Annotated in this window: 16 protein-coding genes; 10 read left to right on the top strand and 6 right to left on the bottom strand. The window is 48.9% G+C overall.

The genetic code is table 11. The features are described from left to right. The first annotated feature begins 189 nt into the window (after nt 1–189). Entirely contained in the window at nt 190–960 is a 771-nt protein-coding gene (locus tag AAC022_RS06430; protein WP_339729185.1) for an undecaprenyl-diphosphate phosphatase, read from the top strand. 9 nt (nt 961–969) lie between these two features. Here the strand turns inward: AAC022_RS06430 and glgX are convergent, their stop codons facing one another. Beyond that, nucleotides 970–3,066 (bottom strand): glycogen debranching protein GlgX, encoded by a 2,097-nt coding sequence (glgX, locus tag AAC022_RS06425; protein WP_339729182.1) that lies wholly within the window; start codon nt 3,064–3,066, stop codon nt 970–972. A gap of 1,623 nt (nt 3,067–4,689) precedes the next feature. Between glgX and AAC022_RS06420 the strand changes: the two genes are divergently transcribed. Beyond that, complete coding sequence (locus AAC022_RS06420) at nt 4,690–5,592, top strand: hypothetical protein (RefSeq protein WP_339729180.1); 903 nt, start codon at nt 4,690–4,692, stop codon at nt 5,590–5,592. Between the two features lie 14 nt (nt 5,593–5,606). On the opposite strand, the gene AAC022_RS06415 is transcribed toward AAC022_RS06420, so the two are convergent. Further along, complete coding sequence (locus AAC022_RS06415; RefSeq protein ID WP_339729177.1) at nt 5,607–6,578, bottom strand: alpha/beta fold hydrolase; 972 nt, start codon at nt 6,576–6,578, stop codon at nt 5,607–5,609. Between the two features lie 281 nt (nt 6,579–6,859). On the opposite strand from AAC022_RS06415, the gene AAC022_RS06410 reads away from it, so the two are divergent. The 4 genes from AAC022_RS06410 to AAC022_RS06395 all read left to right on the top strand — a co-directional run bounded on the left by AAC022_RS06410 (nt 6,860) and on the right by AAC022_RS06395 (nt 10,161). Then, a complete protein-coding gene (locus tag AAC022_RS06410) occupies nt 6,860–7,255 on the top strand; it encodes a helix-hairpin-helix domain-containing protein (RefSeq protein WP_339729174.1) in 396 nt (131 codons plus the stop codon). 213 nt (nt 7,256–7,468) lie between these two features. After that, on the top strand, nt 7,469–7,774 hold the full coding sequence (locus tag AAC022_RS06405) for a DUF485 domain-containing protein (RefSeq protein ID WP_339729171.1): 306 nt from the start codon (nt 7,469–7,471) through the stop codon (nt 7,772–7,774). Next, on the top strand, nt 7,771–9,720 hold the full coding sequence (locus AAC022_RS06400) for a cation acetate symporter (protein WP_339729169.1): 1,950 nt from the start codon (nt 7,771–7,773) through the stop codon (nt 9,718–9,720). The genes AAC022_RS06405 and AAC022_RS06400 overlap by 4 nt, the downstream gene beginning before the upstream one ends. Before the next feature lie 3 nt (nt 9,721–9,723). After that, nucleotides 9,724–10,161: a DUF695 domain-containing protein gene (locus tag AAC022_RS06395; RefSeq protein ID WP_339729166.1), complete on the top strand. Its 438-nt coding sequence runs from the start codon at nt 9,724–9,726 to the stop codon at nt 10,159–10,161. A 32-nt stretch (nt 10,162–10,193) separates the two neighbouring features. On the opposite strand, the gene AAC022_RS06390 is transcribed toward AAC022_RS06395, so the two are convergent. Then, nucleotides 10,194–11,156, bottom strand: coding sequence for a bestrophin family ion channel (locus AAC022_RS06390; protein ID WP_339729163.1), 963 nt, complete (start codon nt 11,154–11,156; stop codon nt 10,194–10,196). A 67-nt stretch (nt 11,157–11,223) separates the two neighbouring features. Then, a complete protein-coding gene (locus tag AAC022_RS06385) occupies nt 11,224–12,417 on the bottom strand; it encodes a fused response regulator/phosphatase (RefSeq protein WP_339729159.1) in 1,194 nt (397 codons plus the stop codon). A gap of 973 nt (nt 12,418–13,390) precedes the next feature. Here AAC022_RS06385 and AAC022_RS06380 point away from each other — a divergent pair. From AAC022_RS06380 to AAC022_RS06370, 3 genes are all read left to right on the top strand, one after another. Then, nucleotides 13,391–13,729 carry a zinc ribbon domain-containing protein YjdM gene (locus AAC022_RS06380; RefSeq protein WP_339729156.1) on the top strand — a complete coding sequence of 113 codons (339 nt, stop codon included), beginning with the start codon at nt 13,391–13,393 and terminating at the stop codon, nt 13,727–13,729. A 36-nt stretch (nt 13,730–13,765) separates the two neighbouring features. Continuing rightward, nucleotides 13,766–15,100: a PQQ-binding-like beta-propeller repeat protein gene (locus AAC022_RS06375; RefSeq protein ID WP_339729153.1), complete on the top strand. Its 1,335-nt coding sequence runs from the start codon at nt 13,766–13,768 to the stop codon at nt 15,098–15,100. A 1,114-nt stretch (nt 15,101–16,214) separates the two neighbouring features. Further along, nucleotides 16,215–17,639, top strand: coding sequence for a sialidase family protein (locus AAC022_RS06370; RefSeq protein ID WP_339729150.1), 1,425 nt, complete (start codon nt 16,215–16,217; stop codon nt 17,637–17,639). 241 nt (nt 17,640–17,880) lie between these two features. Here the strand turns inward: AAC022_RS06370 and AAC022_RS06365 are convergent, their stop codons facing one another. Continuing rightward, nucleotides 17,881–19,056: an FAD-dependent oxidoreductase gene (locus tag AAC022_RS06365; RefSeq protein ID WP_339729148.1), complete on the bottom strand. Its 1,176-nt coding sequence runs from the start codon at nt 19,054–19,056 to the stop codon at nt 17,881–17,883. A 906-nt stretch (nt 19,057–19,962) separates the two neighbouring features. Here AAC022_RS06365 and AAC022_RS06360 point away from each other — a divergent pair. Then, nucleotides 19,963–20,250 (top strand): hypothetical protein, encoded by a 288-nt coding sequence (locus AAC022_RS06360; protein WP_339729146.1) that lies wholly within the window; start codon nt 19,963–19,965, stop codon nt 20,248–20,250. 49 nt (nt 20,251–20,299) lie between these two features. Here AAC022_RS06360 and AAC022_RS06355 read toward each other — a convergent pair whose 3' ends face one another. Next, the gene (locus AAC022_RS06355; protein WP_339729143.1) at nt 20,300–21,037 is read right to left on the bottom strand and encodes an SGNH/GDSL hydrolase family protein; all 738 of its coding nucleotides are present in this window, start codon (nt 21,035–21,037) and stop codon (nt 20,300–20,302) included. Nucleotides 21,038–21,092: the final 55 nt, after the last annotated feature.

Raw genomic sequence — 21,092 nt, 5'->3', positions numbered from 1 at the left:
TAGCGTCTCACACCAACCCGTTCAACCGTCAAAGTTGACTCAAATTGACAAGATTCTAATTCCTCGTTATAGAGTCCTTTGAATATCCTGCTAAGGGTTCTTACCGAGACTCTTGCCAACAAATTAACCATAAGCCTTTAAAAGAGAGACACTTACATCACTCTCCTTTTACCAGAAAAAGACTGACTCATGACCTGGCTAAAAATGATCCTTTTGTCCATCATTCAGGGAATCAGTGAGTTTCTTCCCATCAGCTCGTCGGGACATTTGGTGATCGCCGAAAGCCTGCTGGATATTCAAGCCGACCAGACAGACGTCAACATCGTGCTGCATGCGGGCACCTTGCTCTCCATCCTGATTTTTTATCGTAGAACAATCTTACGGTTGTTAAGCCAGGACCGCAGAGTGATTCCACTGTTGATTGTCGGAACGCTACCTGTCGTGGTGATTGGACTCACGGCAAAAAAATATGCCGAGCATATGCTGGAAAGTCCTCTACTAGCGGGTTGCATGCTGCCCGTGACGGGCTTATTCCTGCTGATGATTCCCCGGATTCCCCAGAAGGATCAAAGCTACACGCAGATTACCTTTAAGCAGGCTTTGCTGATTGGTTTTGCGCAAGCCATCGCAATTCTTCCGGGTATTTCCCGTAGCGGCAGCACGATCGTCGCGGGCCTGCTTACCGGAATGTCAAGACAGTCCGCGGCCACCTTTTCCTTCTTGCTGGCCATCCCCGCTATCTCTGGTGCAACGATTCTCGAACTGGGAGATATTCTTTCTAACCAGCATCTGAGCACGCCCCTGAGCCTATTGGCTGCAGGGGCGATGATTTCAGCGCTAGTAGGACTACTTGCCTTGTGGCTGCTGGTCCGCTGGCTTGAGAAAGGCAAATTGCATTATTTCGCGTACTGGTGCATTCCACTGGGAATCATCATTGTCATCATGCAACTATTGGGATGAACTCGGATCTTACCGACGGGTAGATCGTCGCACATAACAACGCAATGACCGTGCCGGCAGAACTGCGACACGAGGATACAAGTTCGTTCCATCTCGCTTCGGAAAGATATCCAACGGTGAACGGGCAGACGTATCGATGGTCAAATGCCACTCCTTCGGCTTAATACCGAACGGCAACTCAAACGCCTGGGCATCAGGGGATGAATTGACCAGAATCATCAAGTCGGACCCATCACGTACTCGACGCGAAGTATGCTTTGCGCCGAGAATACATAACATACAGTTATGATCGTGAGCCCAATCGACGGGGTGCCCCATCACATTGAACCAACTGATGTCGGCAAGTTTCTCCACGCCATCTGATTGCCCTGTCAGGAAAGTCCGTTGTCGCAATGTCGGCTCACACAGGCGGAAATGAATCAACTCCTTACAGAACCGATAGAGACCGCTGTACTTCTCGACCAATGACCAGTCAAACCAGGAAATCGAGTTATCCTGGCAATAGGTATTATTGTTTCCGCGCTGTGTGCGGCGGCATTCATCACCGGAAAGCAGCATGGGAACGCCCTGACTCAAAAATAGAGTCGCCAGATAATTCTTAATCTGGCGTTCGCGCATCGCAATAATCGCGGGATCATCCGTCGGACCTTCGACACCGAAATTCATGCTGATATTGTTGTTTTCGCCATCCCGATTGTCTTCACGGTTGGCATAATTATGCTTATGTTCATAACTCACAATGTCATTCATCGTAAAACCATCGTGGGCAGTAATAAAATTCACCCCATGAAATGGCTCTCGGCCTGTGTCCTGATAGAGGTCACTCGACCCTGAAAGGCGCGTCGCATAATCTCCCAATGTGGAAGTATCGCCGCGCCAGAACTTACGGATATCATCGCGGTAGCGACCATTCCACTCAGCCCAGCGCATGTGAGAAAATGAACCGACTTGATAAGCGCCGGCTGCATCCCAAGCCTCTGCAATCAGCTTGGTATCTGCCAATAGCGGATCTTCCGCGATCGCTTCTACCAGTGGCGGGTTGGGAACAAGCTTCCCACTTCGGTCACGACTTAAAATCGATGCCAGGTCAAAACGGAAGCCGTCAATATGGTAGTTGCAGGTCCAATAACGCAGACAATGGAAGATCATCTCCCGTACAACGGGATGATTTCCGTTAATGGCGTTACCACACCCCGAATAGTTTTTATAGTACTTCCCCCCCTGCTCTAAATGATAATAGACCTGATTTTCTAATCCACGAAATGAAAGCGTGGGGCCATTCTCATTTCCTTCTGCCGTATGATTGAACACCACATCCAGGATGACTTCGATGCCTGCTTCATGTAAAGCCCGCACCATTTGCTTGAACTCGCGCACCTGAGCTCCAGGTTCCGAGCCTTTTGCATAGCCGCGATGAGGCGCAAAGAACGCCAGTGTTTCATAACCCCAATAATTTTGATGATCCGTAAACGAACCATCGGCTTCATTCATGGGGAACTCATGAATCGGCATTAACTCAACGGCAGTCACTCCCAGGTCAATCAGATAGGGAATTTTTTCAATCACACCCAAATACGTTCCGGGGTTTTCCACACCACTGGATGGTGAATTGGTGAAACCGCGCACGTGCATTTCATACACAACGGTATCTGCCAGATGATGCCGGACATGACGGTCGCCTTGCCAGTCAAACTGGTCATCTACGACGACACACCTCGGCGGGCGAACGATACCATCGAGCGAAGATTGGAAGTTTCCAGCCAGCGCTTTGGCATAGGGGTCGATCAAACGGGCTCGTTTATCAAAACGATGTCCAACTTCTGGTTGAAACGGACCATCCGCCTGAAAGTGATAGAGTTGACCGGGACCGATTCCAGAGATGAACGCCGTCCAGATATCGCCCAGACGACCATACTCTTGATTGAACTTAATGATTTCAGACGGCTCTAAATCATCGACATGATTATAAAGCAACAACCACATCGATGTTGCTGAGCGGCTGTAAACAGAAAAGAGCACCCCGTTGTCCTGCGGAATTGCTCCGTAGGAAAATGTGTGCATCGAGTGAATCGGGGAGCTGAGAGAGTGTACCAATTCGCGACCCATTAAAAAACCTGTTCCTCACAATTACTGCATCGAACTAATTGTGTGAAAATTAAGCAATCTTCTCCTGAGCGACAAAAAAAGAAATCAGAACTTTCGTTTCAATACAGTAATTTTATCTCTAATATTTCAACAGACAATCCTGAAAAGCTCCAGGATCCATCTGACATTTATTAACTAACAATATATCCCTGTTTCTATTCTTCGACGTCCCGTTCCGTGAATAATCATCCTTTTTTCTGTTCAAAGTTAGATCCTGAAAATCGGCCGAAGCATAAAGATAACATCGTGATAACAATCGTTTTGTATTTTATTCAACCAACTCTGAGTTTACTCACAATTTAGCTGAGACTTTTAACTAGTGTATCAAGTAAAACAACTTTACCCAGATCAATTTCCCCAAAATAACAAAACTGAGCTACCGGAACTGCCCAGTAGCTCAGTGTTTGCATAAACGCATTGTCAATCCTGTTTTAAGGAACCTGGATTCGTAAAAGTCCTACTTTCAGCTTAAGGGAAGAAAGGATCATTGCGGATTGAATTGGTTCGCGAAGGTACAGAAGACCTATAAACAGGCTGGCTTACCGGACGGTAAGAAGGATACCCTTGAACACTACACTGCCCCGCTCCCCGATACCCCGTATAAGTCTGAAAAGGAAGTGTCTGGTAACGAGATACACCACAATTACCGCCTGGACAATTTCCATTTTGATAGCCGGTTCTGCAGTTACCAGTCGTACAGGATCCGGTAGCACAATTGCCGGTAGCACAGGAACCTGTTGGACAGTTCCCATTCACACATGAGCTGCCATAACCGCTGCCTGTGTAACAGCGACCGTTTACACAAGTCGTTCCGCTGGGACTACGATAATTCGATTGGCCATAATTCGATTGGCCATAATACGGAGCATAGGCCTGCTGGCGTCCTCGATAACTGACAGTTGACCTCAACGCCCGAAACGGTGAAGCCAACACATCGACAACACCACCGGGACGTGGTTGAAAAAAAGCAGTCTTTACTTCTGGTGAACCAGTCATGACTCTGTAATCAGAGGCATCAGCTCGATCTGAGACCATTACCATAGCTGCGAGACAAATTGCCAAAGTCGTACATAAACGTATCATTGAGATTTCTCCTGATTGGGATTACCAAAAAACTGTTGTCATTTAAACCACTGAGTGGCAAATACAACTAATGCATTCAGCGTGCCAACCAGGAATACCACACACTCACCTCACCTCTTATCCCCTTAATACACAAGCACATATAATTTCAAGCAACAAGAAACAAAATCATTTACGCAACACTCACCACACATTTATTGTAACATTTACGACACCACAACTACAAAAACACCTCTCTCTGATCGACTACATTCAAACCAGGTAATCTATAACGCCATATAACAGTTTCACACCTTGATAACAGTCACTTACAACTCTTCATCCCACCAGAAACTGTTATCATATTGATCTTCTATTAAAATCGCTCTGAAAAACTGATCTGATTATTCCGAATAGGCGCTTTTGCCGATATGAAATATAAATGTCATCCCCATTCCGGCATCGAGAGGACCTGTATCTCGATCTGTTTTCCACTCGGCCATTTATTTGATCACGAAAACCATGAATCGATACACCAAAAGAGTCGATCAGTTCGCAGCCGCCCCCATGTTTTTTGGTGCTGTCCTCTTTCTTGTATTTTTTGCTGGCACCTTGCATTTGTCCAACGTGGAATCTCCGGGCCTTGCCTCGGATATCTGCAAGTGGTGCCTGTTCCTGCTCTATCCGCTTTTTATTCTGGAAGCCGTCGTTCACCTGGCTTTAGGCGGTCCCCGCTGGAAGTTCAATCTCCTCTACTGCCTGATCCCACCACTCAGGATCTGCGCGCGCGATCAAATGACCGGGCGTGCCATCTGGTTTCCGATTCTGGCCTGGCGGGAAGTGAATTCGGAATTCTGCGAGAAAATCCGAAAATCCTTTTCGGCTCCGATGCTGGTGATGGCGTTACTGGTGCTCCCCCTGTTTGCCGTGGAGCACTATTGGCAAAAACAAATTGAAGCGAATCCAACACTGGCCGACCTGACGGCCCTCGCCACAGGTTTAATCTGGTTCGCCTTCACGATGGAGTTCATGGTCATGATCTCCATCGTAGAAAAACGGCTGGAATACTGCCGCAAACACTGGATCGACTTAGCCGTCATCATCCTGCCGATGATCACGCCGATGATTACCTTTATGGGAGCATTACGCCTCGCCCAGCTAACAAAAACAGCCAGAGTATTCCGCCTCAAAAGCCTGGTAATAAAACTGTACCGAGCACTACTGGTGCTGGAAGTCATCAGCCGTGTCTTGCAGCGCAATCCAGAAAAGCGCATCGAGCGTCTGGAAGTGGTATTGGCCGAAAAAGAGCGGGAAATCGAAGGAATCAAAGCAGAAATGGCATTTCTTACTGAGAAGATTGCCCTGAAATCTCTACCCGCTACCGATTCCCCAGCACCACTCTCAACCACCAGAAAAGCCGCCTGAAACGGGAAACGAACTTATTCGTCCCGGTCTAAACGGTTTCTACGATCTGACCATTCACCCGGTAGTTTTTTGAGGAACACATCCAGAAACTTGACGATCTCAAGTTCTATCCCCAGTCTTTTTCCCAGCATATCAGTCCCACGTAGTTTCCCAGGAAACTCTTTCGAGTACATGCGGTTCTCCGATTTGGGAACGGAACTCAACTGCTTAAACAGTTTGCTGGTCACCCCGCGATCGAGCGAATCCCCCTTCGCACTGCAAACCAAAAAACTGATCCCAAACAAAGGCTGCTTCAATTGCACAATGGGACGCGAGGCAGACAGCCCGGGAACACTGGACTCCGGCGAGATTAAAATCATCGCACGGATCGTCTGACCTTTTGGTGTTTTCGCTAACAAAACCGGGGCATCATCGTAAGGCCGCTTACTCCAGTCGATTAATGCATAATTCAATGCAACTGGAACACTGATGTCAGAAGCAACAATCGCCGTCTTTTGCATATTTAAATGCTTTTGTTGATGCTCTTTAAACAGAAACCTCCAGACCGTTTCCATGTCAACAACCATCGCCTTATAGTCCAAAGAGGAAAGGCGTTGCTTTGAACTTGGTTTTTGATTTTTGCTGCCACCCGCACTCGCTGCCGGCGCCTGACTCTTACCATGTTTCCGCAGATCAACAGAAACGACCGCGAAACCGTTTTGCTGTAGAACCGATGCAAACTTCTGATCCCAGACTCGTTTGTTTCCCGCTTTTCCATGCAGCAGAACCACGACAGGAGAATCAGCTGCGTTACTCGATTCGTAATATGTGATCGAAATCGGCCAGCCACCCAGTGACGATAATGTAATTTCCTGAGGCTTTGGAGGCCCCTTTGTATCTTTACTTTGTGCAAATAAAACACTTGTCGCCAAGAGCGACACAGACACGAATGTGAACACAAAGTGCTTAAGCTGACGTTTATTCAGACAGAGTAATAGATGCTTCACAGAAACCCCCTCAACGTTGGAATCAATTCTTTGTGGCTGAGAACCGGCAGTTTGAGTCAGCCTCGACTTTGCAATATGTTTACTGGTTTATACTTCCATTCTATGAAGAATACACGACGAGGTCAAATAGTTGCCGGCGCTTTTAGTTTTTTAGTAGTACTGGTTTAGAAAAACAGCGGATACATTTTTTACTTGCCCCAGTTTCAATCTCATCCCTATCTGTATACTGTATTAATCAATGTAACGAATTTTCACGTTATCATCTGATTGGCAGCCAACGTATGCAGAATGATCCCTCGGAAGAAACACCAGTAAAATCGTTTCTAGGACTGCAACGCGACGATCAGTTCTTCTTAGGTCTGCTATTCATTGCCATCCTCATTCTGTCTCTGTTTCACCTGATCCAACTATCTCGCTGGGGTACCGAGCCTGTTGAAATCAAACGACAAAGACCACTTCCTTATGAGTATCAGATCGACATCAATCAGGCATCCTGGGTGGAATTCGCCCAACTGAATCGCATTGGACCTGTCCTGGGAAAGAAAATCGTCGCACACCGTGAAACACATGGCCCCTTTCGGTCGATTGACGATTTATTAGAGGTCAAAGGCATCGGCTCCAAAAAACTGGACGAAAACCGGATTCACCTCAAACTCGTCAAACCGGACTCTGAATAACGCAGGCACTCATTCAGCAGAATCTGTCGATCGAGAGCTTTGCATTTCCTCAAAAATGCCTTCCGATTCCCAATTCTTTTATGGTCCCGTTCTGATCTTAGTTGATTCCTTGCTCGATTCCGGGTTGAATAGGCATTCCTAAAGATACATCTTATCTGGCAATTCTGGCTGACCGAGCCCGAACAAGCGTTTCAACTAAAGGGTTTACTTCTTATGGCAGGTTTAGACCACGGCCCCAATGAGCCTGGTGAGCAGGAAAATATCGAGACGATTTCTCGAAACACCCGCTTGGGGCTCAAATTATTCAGCATTTATCTGGCCCTGTATGGCGGATTCGTTTTCCTGAACACCTTCTCTCCATCCCAGATGGAAGTGGTGGTCTTCGCGGGGCTGAACCTGGCAATTACTTACGGCTTTGTCCTGATCATCGCCGCGTTTGCACTCGCTCTGATCTATGGCTGGCTCTGCCGCAATGATGTTTCCTCAGCTGCATCTAAAAGCAAGGAGGCATCAGAATGATTTATGAACCATCCCTCATGGCTGTGCTGATCTTTGGCGCCATCGTTGCTGTCACCCTCGGCCTCAGCTTCTGGCTGGGCGCAAAAGCAAAATCGGCCCAAGGCTACTTCGCTGCCGGCGGAGGCATCCACTGGTTTGTCAACGGCGTCGCGTTTGCCGGCGATTATTTATCCGCCGCTTCGTTCCTCGGCATCTGCGGCATGATTGCCTTTTATGGTTACGATGGATTCCTGTACTCCATCGGTTACCTGGCCGGCTGGATTGTGGCCCTGTTTGTGATTGCCGAACCGCTCAAACGTATGGGACGTTACACTTTTGCCGATGCGCTGGACAGTAAATTTCAATCGCGGGGAATCAAACTCGCTGCCGCCATCAGCACACTCGTTGTCAGTATTTTTTACCTGATCCCACAAATGGTCGGCGCCGGTGTTTTGATCACTCCGCTGCTGGGCTTCCCGCACTATGTCGGCGTAATCATGGTGGGAACGATCGTCATTCTGATTGTTGTCACCGCAGGGATGGTCAGTACGACATATGTGCAATTCCTGAAAGGCTCACTGCTGGTTATCTTCAGTACGGTCTTGACCGTCCTGATTCTGCAAAGAGGTCTTTCGACAGATCCTGTCTACAATGATCAGCCAACGCATCAATTTCAAATCATTGGCCCGGCAACTTCTGATAACATCGAACACTGGAGATCAGAACTCGATCTGAACGAACAGGACTCACTACTACCACTCAACCAAGGCCCCTGGGAAAACAAAGGCATCCTGCAACTGACCAAAGCCGATAAGGTCTCTTACTGGAAACTGACAGAAGATTCAGACAAACAGTTTTTCCTGTCTGAAACACAGTATAAACAAAAAAACGAGAACGGCTCGATTATCATCAACGGGCTCCCACAGGGAACCGGCGAAGGAGAAACCGATTTCTATCCCGTCGGGCGCATCAGCAAACTACCCGGCGACAAAAAGGAAACCGGCCCTCAGGGACCTACCGAATTCTTGAGCACGCTCCGTGAAAGCGAAATCATCCTTTGGGGTTCGGAATCGATCAAGGAAAAAGATGGCTCCGTAATCACTATCTATTTCCCCAAACCCACAACGGGTAAGAAGGTACTCAGTCCTGGGAATCATCCGAAGTTCGCCGGCATTCGAGGTTCCGACCTGAAAGGCAAACTCAACTTCCTGTCGTTGATGCTGGCGCTATTTTGTGGAACCGCGTCCCTGCCTCACATCCTGATCCGCTATTACACGGTGAAAGACCAGGCCAGTGCCCGAAAAAGTACCATCGTCGGCATCGGAACCATTGGTTACTTCTACATCCTGACCTTATTCATGGGTCTGGGTGCGATGACGAGTGGGGCCCTGGATGTCACCAACACCAACATGGCAGCCCCTCTGCTCGCCAAGAGTTTCGGCGACTGGTTATTCGCAATCATCTCAGCCATCGCCTTCACTACCGTACTCGGAACTGTCAGCGGTCTGATCATCGCATCCAGTGGCGCGGTCGTGCATGACCTGATGTCAAGCTTTATGAAAATCGAAATGAACGATTTCGCCAAAGTTCGCATCGCGAAAATTGCCTCCGTTGTCGTTGGTCTTATCGCCATTATATTGGGGATTCTGTTTGAGAAATTTAACGTGAATTACCTGGTAGGCTGGGCCTTCAGTGTCGCCGCATCCGCGAACCTGCCGGCGCTCGTCATGCTCCTGTTCTGGCCGAAAACCACCAAACAGGGAATCACCGTCGCCATTTTCACGGGCATGATTACCTCCTTAGGCTGGATTCTGCTGAGCGCCGATTCCTATAAAGGCATTTACGGATGGAATCCGGAAGATGCAATCGTGCCGTTCAGTCAGCCCGGTCTCGTTACGATTCCACTCGGATTTATCATCTTGATTATCGTCTCCTTAATGACACAACCCAAATCACAGGAAAATTGAAAGTTGACAGAGCCACAACCAGAACAAGAATGGTTAAACGCGACAGCCACGGAAGAAGGGCTGACGGTCCTGTTTCGTCTCCTGCCCGAGATCCCACAGGAAATTTCTCCAGCCGATTTTCCTGCCCGCGTTGAGATCATCTGGAATTACCAGTCTCCCAACGAAACCGGCATGCCCGGGCCGGAAGATCAGGAAAGCATGAACGTATTTGAAGAGACCCTGGTTGCCGCCTGGCAGGAAACAGGCATCGGCTTCCTGACCATGCTGATTACCGGAAACCAGATGTGTGAATGGCAGTGGTATCTCAAAGATGCCGACCAGGCACTTCTGGTCCTGAATGAAGCGGCTACTGAGCTGCCTCCTCTGCCAATCGAAATTCATACCGAAACGGATCCTGAATGGTATGCCTATTCAAATTTCATGCAGCAGGTCACTGAATAAGACGGCCTGCCTCCAGTCAATGCAACTAACCCTCAGGGTGATGGGGGTTGGTCAAAGGTGATGGAAGACATTCCCGGGCGTGCGATTTCACCGGCGTTTTTCCCGAATCGGTCCAGGATTTCGTTCACAGTCGATCGAATGGTAATACATAAACCATCCAGGTCCAAATCGTCCTCATCCAGGCCGAACGGTTCTTCTACTGAGTGAGCAATCACTTCGATCCCGATCATGAAATAAGCCAGAATGACCGTGATGGGGATCGTCCAGAAATCAAAATCCTTAACCAGACCCCAAGGCAGCGTACATAAATAAAGTCCGATACAATGCCGCACAAACAACCGATACGAAGGAGAGAGCCGGGTACGTCGAATACGTTCGCACCCACCACAGATTTCCATCAATTCGCGGGTCTCCGAATCCAGAATTCGGAGTTCGTCTCCGTCAATTAAACCAGAACGCTTCCAGCCGATCACACGGCGGTAGATTAAGTCTGCAATATAAGCTGGTATGTGGCGGGGAGGCGGATCAATCTGTTCCAGTTCAGGGAACATGTCAAAGTCGTCGTCTTCCCGCAGGTGATCTCGCAGTGCTTCTGGAAAAGCAACAATCAGATCCCCCAGTTCACGAAGTTCATCGGAACCAAAATTCGTAAACTCACGAAATTTGATCGCCATGTTGCGGCTGATATTTACCAGTTTTCCCCATAACTTGCGCGCTTCCCACCAACGAGCATAGGAGCTGTTTGTCCGAAATACTAACAATAAACCAAGCACTAAACCCAGAGTGGTGTGAATATCAGAAGACACATCACCCATCTGTCGCACTTCATTAATCACTCCAGGATCGATTCCAAAGACAGTTAAAAAGCCGCTATTAACTTTTAGCACAGGAATCAGACTATAAACTCCGAGTAATCCCGCATAGAGAGAAATTCGTCCCAGGGTCCCCAGTTTTTTCTCAATGAACGTCAGGTTCAGTTCTGCATCAGCAGTCATAAAGCATAAATTCCTATATCAATCAGATAAACTTCTCTAATCAAGTCGTATTGACGATATGGGAACTCTAATTTTTTCGCCCTAATAACACAACAGACGTATCATCGTGTCTGCCAGATCCATCCGTAAAAGTATTTGAATCGCGGAATAAATTTGACAACGCCGTTTCCAGAGTATCCGAGCGAGAATTCTGCAAAGACTTCATAATCCCCGGAATTCCAAACTCGCCAAACGTCTCTTTCTCGCCGGGAAATGCTTCTGCCAGCCCGTCAGTAAAAATCAGCAGGCGGCTGTCGGGAGGCACCACCGATGTGTGAATATCATATTCCACATCAGGCAAGATACCCAGAGGCAGCCCGCCATCGTCGTTCGTCCCGAGTTCATAAATTTTGTTCGTTTCCAGCTCATGCACCATCGGAATCGGAGCGCCGGCTGACGTCCACTGAAATTCATTCGTCTTGGAATTCAGAATCCCATACAGCAGTGTAATAAAGCCGCCGTCATCATTCACAATCGCCTGATCACACAAACGATTATTCACATCAGACACAAACGCTGCCGTATCCAGATACTTATTCGAACGAATCATGCCCACCAGAGTATGCATGGTCATAATCGACATGCAGGCTTTCATTCCATGCCCCGAGGCATCGCCGACTAACAGCACCAGATTATCATCGTCCAACATGAACACATCATAATAGTCACCACCGGCCAGCGTCACAGGTTGACCGCCAAACACACGAATCTGAGAAGATTCATACCGGGCCGTCACATCAAATCGGTCGGGAGATTCGAGATCGCTGGGAATAATCGATTCCTGTAATTTCCGCACCGACTCGATTTCTTCACGTAGGCGCTCCGCCACAAACCGCTCGCGTTCGGCTTTGACGGAATCAACCACACTCTGCAGCGTGGTTTCTATCAGGAACATAAAGTCCCCGCCTTCATCGCGAATAATATAAGCCCGCATCCCCGCAGTTAAGAAACGGGCCACATGAAATGTGCCCTGAGTCGGGCAGGCCCCCACAATAGGAGTATCAAGATGCTTCTGGCGGATCTGCTCAAAATGATCAAACGCCATTTGAGGATCAGGACTCATGATTGACATCAGAATGATGTCCCAGGTGTTATCCTCTAATGCTTGAGACAGAAACTCTTCCGTCGTAGAACAGATGACTAAGTCATTGTCACTCACTCCCAGATAAAGAGAAATGAGATCACTCTCTTCGGGATTATCCCACCCGATCAGAATCCGCATAGTTGGCCCCACAAATTCGAATTCACTGAATATTAACCCGCCTATCATATGAAATTCACGTTCGAATATCGACAGAATTCCCGCAGAATGAAGCAGACAAACAGAGATACCCGTTCAGCGATAATAAACGTGTACAGACTCGCTTCCACTGAAGAGACTCCCCTTGACACGATCCCGCCATTCGAAATCATTCGATGTTACCTGCGTCGCGCGCGAGAAACACTACTGGTTCAGCTGAACCCCTCGAATCTCTGAGAAAATCAGCACTATAAAACCTGCTCGTTTCAGCAAGATTTCCCAAACCACTGCTCGCCCGCACCTCTGTTATCAATCGACATCGCAGCCCTTCACACCGCCTTCCCGTTTCTTCATAAAGCGTTCCCTGGCGATCGCGTGTCGTTCGCGAGATTAATTTCCCACTCCCCATTGACTCCCCCACGCCCCTGACGATGATCCGAATATCAGACAATTGCTCAAATAAAAGTAGCAGCGATAAATGTAGCGGCGAACCCATGTGTATTACCGCGTAATAGTGGGTAGGCCCAAATGCACATTCGGGCCGAGCGCAGCGAGCAGGAAACCGATAGATCGACTCACAAAAACAGAGCATGAATTCATCCATATAATAAGTAGGGGCGAGCCCCATGTGGCCGCCCGCCTGGCGAAGTTCAATCCCAACTCATGGTTGGAACGGAACCAGAGATCAACATCACACGCCAATACCGTCCCACCAGTGATCGGCACGGCGACAGCCGCCGTTTCAAACCAGAGCACCAAAACAAATCAGTGACAAACCAATCCTACCAGATATCACCGGCAGCAACGCAGCTGAACATGCCGCACATCTCACACGATTGAGACAACCTCAGCCTTGACTATTCCTGAAAGCGATGAAACGTTATCTTAAGTATTACGAGATGCCGAGCATGAAACCGGCGAGGAAAGACTGATCCTACAAGCTGCTGGAGATGAAATGAGCGATTTGCCGAATTGCCCGGAATGCGACTTTGAATATACCTACGAAGACCGGGGTATGCTGGTCTGTCCCGAATGCGGGCACGAATGGAGCAAAGACGCCACAGACGATACACCCACCGGCCCCGTCGTCAAAGATGCCAACGGCAACGAACTCAAATCGGGCGATACGGTGACCGTCATCAAAGACCTGAAAGTGAAAGGCTCATCCACGGTCGTCAAGGTCGGCACAAAAGTCAAAAACATCCGCCTGGTCGAAGGCGACCACGACATCGACTGCAAAATCCCCGGCATCGGCGCCATGCAGTTGAAATCAGAATTCGTGAAGAAAGCATAACAAAGTTGTCAGAAGGTAATTGGACAGGAAATGATGATGAAACTGCAAATATTTCTACTTTTGATGCTGTTCTCACCTGAAATCAATGCTCAGGACCGCTGGCCGGGATTTCTTGGTGCGGATGCAACTTCCATCACCGCTGCTTCGATTCCTACGGAATGGTCTCCCCAAGAAAGCATGGCGTGGAAAACCAGTATCCCCGGTTATGGACAATCGAGTCCCGTGATCTGGGGAGACAAGGTCTTTGTCACTTCCGTTGAGGGACCGAACAAGGAAAAGCTACACGTTGTCTGCTATGCCATTGGTACAGGAAAATTGCTCTGGGACCATATTCAGCAGTCAACCTATCCTGAGAAGAACAGCGTCTACATCAGCCGGGCTGCTCCCACGCCGGTCATCGACGAAGCTGGTGTTTACGCTTATTTTGAAAGTGGCGACGTGGTTGCATTGTCACACGAGGGAAAACGGAAATGGACTTCATCCCTGACGGAACGTTACGGGCCACCCAAAAATAAGTTCGGATTATCCGCGTCGCCCGTTCAATGGAAAGATCGACTCATCATCCTGATCGATGACGAGGGACCGTCCTACGTGACTGCGCTGAGTAAAGCAGACGGAAGGGAACTCTGGAAAACCGATCGCAAAAGTCGCGTCAGCTGGAGCTCGCCGATGCGCGTCCCGGTGGGCGATACTGCGCAGGTGGTTTGCAGCTCTGCGGGCAGTCTGGATGGATATGATCCCCAGACAGGCAAACGGCTCTGGTCATTTGACAAAGTCGGCGGCAACAACAAAACCAGCCCTATCTCCGCTGGCAACGGTGAATTCTTAGTCGGCGCGTCTCCGGGACGTTCGGGAGAAAATGACCAGCTTGCCAAACAGTCGAACGGCTTATTCAAAGTGGGCTTAGACGGAGCCGAGTGGAAACCGGAATTTATCTGGACCAATTCGAGCCCGGTTCCTTCCTGGGCGACTCCCATCGTGTATCGCGGCTACGCTTACTGGGTCAATCGCGCGGGAGTCGTTTACTGCCTCGATATCAAGACAGGGAAGGCCGCCTTTACCAACCGCATCAAAGAGTCCTGCTGGGCAACGCCGGTCGGCCTGGGAGACCACATTTACTTTTTCGGCAAGAACGGCACAACGACGGTTCTGCAGGCGGGTAATGAGTTCAAGGTGGTATCAGAAAACGGACTCTGGACAGAAGAGTCACCGCCTGAAAACAACATTCCCACTGCAGCTGAAACATCAGCAGAACGCAGTCGTTCCGCAGCCATGTTCTCCCGACCGACGCTCTATGGCGTCGCGATTGTCAATGAGTATTTAATCCTCAGAACAGGCAGCCAACTTTTCTGCATTCACCCAACAAAATAGCAGCACCAAGAGATAAAATCCCAAAACGGAAGTGTCAGAAACAAATGACGACTTTTTCTGTCCGCATGGTTCTACTTGTGAAGGTGCTGTTATGTTCGGCTTGAGAAGAATAACCAGGTGCTGGGTAGTTCTTGCAATATTATGTATATTCTGTCACGCGTTGATGTACGTATTCGTGGGACCAGACTACATTGTTCCAGCTCAACTCAACTGTGTTGCAACGTTTTTGGTCTCAGTGTCGTGTGCTCTTCTCTCACTATACGATTATTTCAAGTATAAAAATCGATTCGCGATCTACGGATTCGTAGTGGGTGTCCTTACATTGCTTTTTGTTCCTACTTTATATCTTTCTGCCTTCATTTTCGGGGGCAGGTCATAATGACATGCAAAACGTATAAGGGGTCAGAACCTGAATAGAGCCCTCAACCACAGGCCCATATGTATTCTAGCTGATTTGAACTACTCTGCCACAGCTTTTGTTGGCTGCTGACTGAGTTTGAGAGATCGCGTTTTTCTAGCCTGTAATTAAACGGCAGCTAGCGCTTTGCCGCTCAGGGGTTAAAAACTCAGTTCATCCTGTTTGCTGCTTTCGGTACTCGCGACTTTTCATCAGATACCGTTGCGGCGTCATTCCCATTGTGCGGCAAAGTACGACTGGAGACTGCGGACACTCAGGTCGCACGCTGCGGCGAGTTCCGTGACTGTCAGTGGTTCATGAAAGTTTCGGGCCACCAGATTCAGTGCCGGTGCGATCCGTGAAAGGCCGGTTGCATCGGGCGTTGTCTGTGCGGCTGTGTCGCGACGAAGTACGCTGCGATGGAGTTCCTTGATCAGCAGCAGCGAGCGCAGGTTACTGTTGCGATATTCGTCCTATCGCTTCGGCGATCAACAACTTCATCAAGTCATGCAGCGAAGCGTTCGGATTCCCAGACGAACTCGAATCTGCCACCTATTAACTGTCCCTTGATTGAACGCGTCTCCTGACACGTGTACGATGGCATCTATAAAGCCGCTGGTCCCACTCGCGGACGCAAATCAAATCCTGGCGTACCTGAAATGGACCTGCAGCAAGATCTACCGGGGCCGTATGTAGACGGGCCCTAGGAATTCATTAATGAACAAAATGAGAATCACCATGCGTTTCATCGTCCGTTCCTTATTAATTGTGATCGCCTGCACGACCAACGTAGTCGCAGAAGACAACGCCAAGCCCCTCACAACAGAGAAACCCGCCGCACCGATCAAACTCACGATGGGGGAACCACATGTCATCGTGCGGGGCATCCGGCCGGAGGAGCAACTCTGGGGGCCGTATCAGTTTCCGCGTCCCTTTAAACTGGGGGATCGGCTTGTCGTTTCCGTGCATGTCAAAAACGACGACATCAGCAACTACGGTTCAACGGCCCTCTGGTTTGAGAGCCGCGACAAAGGTCAGAGCTGGAACAAGGTCGACGCTTCAATCGCGCAAGAGTGCGGCCTGTTGCTTCCCAACGGTGATCGGGTCTACCTTCCCCCGGAATCAGGCATCGACGTGAGCGATTTTAAAACGACGCCCTGGAACAAATACACGCCCGCCTATGACTTCTCTAAGCAGGCGAAAGAAGGAGTACTGCCGATTCCCGACGGCATGACCTTTTGGATGGGGGGCACGACGATTAATGCCTTTAACGCCGATCGCCTGCCGCCGAGCCTTTCGAAGAAGGAATGGTCGCTCTTTCGAATTCCCGCGGGAGAGACAAAACCCGTTCTCGAACACGCCCAGGTAGACTGGCCGTACCTGACGCGCGTGGTCCACGTCAGCCGCAACGGAAAGAAGGTCCTGAAGTCGATCTTCCCGCGTGGCAATCCGAAGCTGGGCCCCGATGGGGCGATCTGGGTCAGTGTTTTTTCTGGCGAGGGCCATCTCAATCCGGAAAACGGACAGTACAGCCCCTACTACTCTGCGGAAATCTTCCGCTCTGAAGACAACGGTAAAACGTTCCAGCGGCGGGCGCATCTGGAATACGAGGCCGACGGGCACGAGTTCCCCTACAAGAGTGGCGGCTTCAGCGACAGCGACTTTGAATTCATGCCGGATGGCTCGATTGTGTGGTTCCTGCGATCCACCTGGTATTCTTCCACCGGCAAGGAATGGGATCCCATGTATATGACGCGTTCCACAGACGGCGGCCGCACCTGGTCGAAGCCAATCAAGTTCGATAATGTCGGTATCCTGCCACGGTTATGCCAGCTCGACTGCGGCGTGACGCTGCTCTGCTATGCCCGTCCGGGTACCTTCGTGCGTGCCTCTCTCAACGACAGCGGAACAAAGTGGACCGACCCCCTGGTCGTCATGACGCCGAACGACCGCAGCGCGCTGGCCAACAAACCAGTCGCTGATCCCACCTTCCACGACTGGGACGGCTCCTGCAACAATCCGGAAATCATCCCCCTCGACAAAAACACCGCCCTCATCTTCTACAGTGATTTCTACTACCCGGACGAAACCGGTGTTAAACGAAAGACCATCCTCTGCCGAAAGATTACTGTCGAGAGATAGACTGCGGAGAGATTGAAAAGTCATCAAGCTCCAAGGGCACTACCAATGATTGCTAGACGACTTAGTCTGCTTTTAGACAAAAAAAGGGGGCAGCGACTGTGCTGAACGCAGCATTGCCTGGCTGCACAACGATCGCCGCATTGTTACACGCTGGGAATACTACGATCAGCTCTATGAAAGCTTTATGAGTCCTGGTTGCTGATCTACACTGCTAAAACAGTTCTGAGATGCCCTCTCGATTTTATTCCTGAATATCCCAAGGAGGATCCTCCGATGGGATATCGGTGAGTTTGAATTTCTCCAAGATCGTTTTTCGGGTCTCCTCGGCCAGTTGCGGCCAGAGTGTTGCTCGGCCTGGGAAAATGCTGAAGAGATTTTGTCTGCTAGGTGATTCAAGCGAATGATCAATCACGGTCGGCAAAGGAGCCTGCCCTGGTTCGATTTGATCGACATGCATGGCCTGAGTGGCAATGCCTGACCAACTATTAATTTCATGTTCTTCGCGACTGAATGTCGGAATCAATTGTTTTATCGTTTGCAGAGTCTGTTCAATTTCAGCGGGATCGACATCGGGACCGTTAGAGTAGGGAACCGTTTTCCAACGGTTGTTTCCGAAGATAGAATCAGCGGCGTGAGGAATATGATTAAAGCCCCCGCGATCAACGACACAGAACGGAAGATTACTCAATCCAGGTGATACTGAGACTAAGTGCGATTTCAATGCCACCCATGTAAACTCTGATTGTTCGCCTACTTGAATCTCTCGAGAACTTGACCACAGCGATACACCAGCGGCACCACAGGCTAACACAACAGCACGTCCTGGAATTTCCTCACCCGACCCAGTAACCACGCCGGTAATGGAGCTATTCTCTTTCAGAAAACCAGAAATGTGTGTTTGGGTTCGGATTTCGACACCCAGCTTTTCTGCCGTAGTCGCAATTTGATTGAGCAGAATTTCGGGGCGAATAGATCGATCAGGCAGTAGATAGCCGTCATAAATCTGAGACTTGTCGAGTCTTGGAATTTGCTCGAACATATCCTCAACCGGAAGCTTCTTAAACGGAATCCCGACCTTTTCCCAGGCTGTCAACCAACTGGAAACATCCGTATCGGGATTTGAAAACAGATAGGCCATTCCCTGCTGTTGAGGTTCCAAGCAGTCGGGACAGCACTGTATCGTCTGTTGCAGCGACTTGTAACACCGGCTTGCCAAGTGAATGTTCTCTTTTGCAAACCAACCTCCAGAATGCAACCACCCTTGATTGCGCGTGGAAGCACCATGCCCTAAAGTCGATTCCTCGAACAGCGTCACAGGTAAACCGGATTGTGCTAAACGAACCGAGGCCGACAAGCCAGCAATTCCGCCGCCAATGATTAAAATTCGATTTGATGAAAGACTTGGAATCCCTGTCATAATAAATCACTCCGATGGATCTAATCTCGATGCAATTACCACTCAGTCGCACTTCAAGTTCATAAAATTCGTTCCCACTACATTATACTTCATTATACCTCTCGCCGAGACAAATGAAATAATAAAGAATTTAAATACATCACTAAGTAGAATTGAACATGGTTAGAATTGAACATGGTTGTGCCCCACAATCATTGAGGCGCTAAAAAAGTGTCAGCGACGAATGGCACTGCCGGTTGTGTCAGGAACCGTTTTCTATCTAGTCGGGCTCAATCATCTTCGGGCCTGTTACTATTGTCTCAATAATTTACTATTGTCTCAGCAATATTGTCAGAGTCATGCACGAGCTGCGAAACATCCATTTCAAGGCGCACCAAGACAATGACAATTTGATCGATTAACTGTCTGAGAACCTGCCGATAGACGTCTGGTCTCTGTGTCTCCTGCTTATCAGAAGTCAGGAAAATAGTAAATCCACGTCCTTATTTTGTTAAAAGACTGCGGGGCCTTTGATTTCGGGTTCTATGAGATCTGCCTTGGCGCTCATACGGAACATTAGATCCAATTCTTTGGCCTACTTATTGATAAACAAGTTCGAAGGATGTATCTGTTGCGTCATTTCTTTACCAAGATAGACCTGAAAGAGTTGCGAAAAAAGATAATTTACATCGGCTTCGATATAGATCTGCGCGACATAGATATTCACGGTTTAAGCCTTTTCCAATTTTCTATCGATATTGATCCCAGTATTTTTCAACTTTCGGGCGTGAAATAGTTGTCAGTTGACAACTTTTTCTATTCAAACATCGAATTCCCTTGGACTTAAAAAACGTGAATCGATATCATCCACAACGCTAACACCTCTAAATTGTTTCACATAAGTCAAAGAACTAAAGGATTAGAACAATGATCAACTATGATCCGCATGGTGCACCAAGTCAGCCTTCCCAGGAAAATGTGGAACAGGCTAATCAAAGAGGTGCGACGTCGATCGGGGTAGAATGTCAAGATGAAAATAACGAATTCATTTGCGACTTTATTGCCTTTGTTTCGCACATCCCCAGAATTGATGAAATTCTATTCATGAAAGACGGAACAAAATACAAAGTCTACAATATCTCCCACCATGTTTCAGAATCATCCGAGCTCATCACCACAAATATCACCGTATTTGCCAAAAAAGTTGAAGCGTGACAAAGACGTCAGGAACTTTTTCTGCTTCGTCTTCCCGGCCACACAAATATCAGGGTTGAAGAACTTTCAGAATCGCGTCGGCAATCGCCTGCATCCCTTGATCGCCGGGATGGGCGGCGACTCCGGCATGCTGATAGTCTCGTTCCGATCGCGCGTAGTTCGCTTCATCCTTGCCGAGACTGCTGATATCAACAAAAATTCCGCCGGCCTGCTCACAGGCCTGACGCAGCGCTTCGTCTTTCGCCTGATTAGACCAGAAGCTGCTCCGCACGATGATGGTCGGCTGGTTGTCAGACCGCAGCTCCTTGAGCAGTTGATCAATGCTGGCTTTAAACTTCGCTTTCGCTTCCTCTGAGTCCAGCTTCAGAACATTTTCTCCAATCGCGACCACGACCAGATCGGGCTGAAACGCGAAGGCATCCTTCAAGTTTTTTTTCAGATCGTATGTAGCGTACTGCCGTTCAAAACTGGCGATATTCTTAACCATCGTTTCCGGTGTCACTCCTGACGATTTGGCAAGCGAACGCGTCACGATGTGGACGTAGTCCTTATCTTGGTTGCTGGCGGCCATCCCCCAGTTACCCTTCCAGCCAATTTTCGGTGCTGGCCCATGTAGCGTAATGCTGTTTCCCAGGAATAATATTTTCTGAAACTTGACCGCAGCCTTGGGTTCGTCGGCCCGAGCATTTGCGCCAACAGTTCCCAAAACAATGCTGCAGACAAAAGCAAGTGCGATCAAGCAGAACGCCCCATGACTGCGTGATTTATCAAGCGTGTATTTCATCATTTCGTATCTCTCAATTATTACGAACTAAAAAAGGGGTAGCGACCGTCCTAAATAT

Origin of the sequence: uncultured Gimesia sp., assembly GCF_963976445.1 — a bacterium.
In the GTDB taxonomy this organism is placed as follows: domain Bacteria; phylum Planctomycetota; class Planctomycetia; order Planctomycetales; family Planctomycetaceae; genus Gimesia.
The sequence above is the reverse complement of the archived record's forward strand: the minus strand, read 5'-3'. Positions and strand labels throughout refer to the sequence as shown.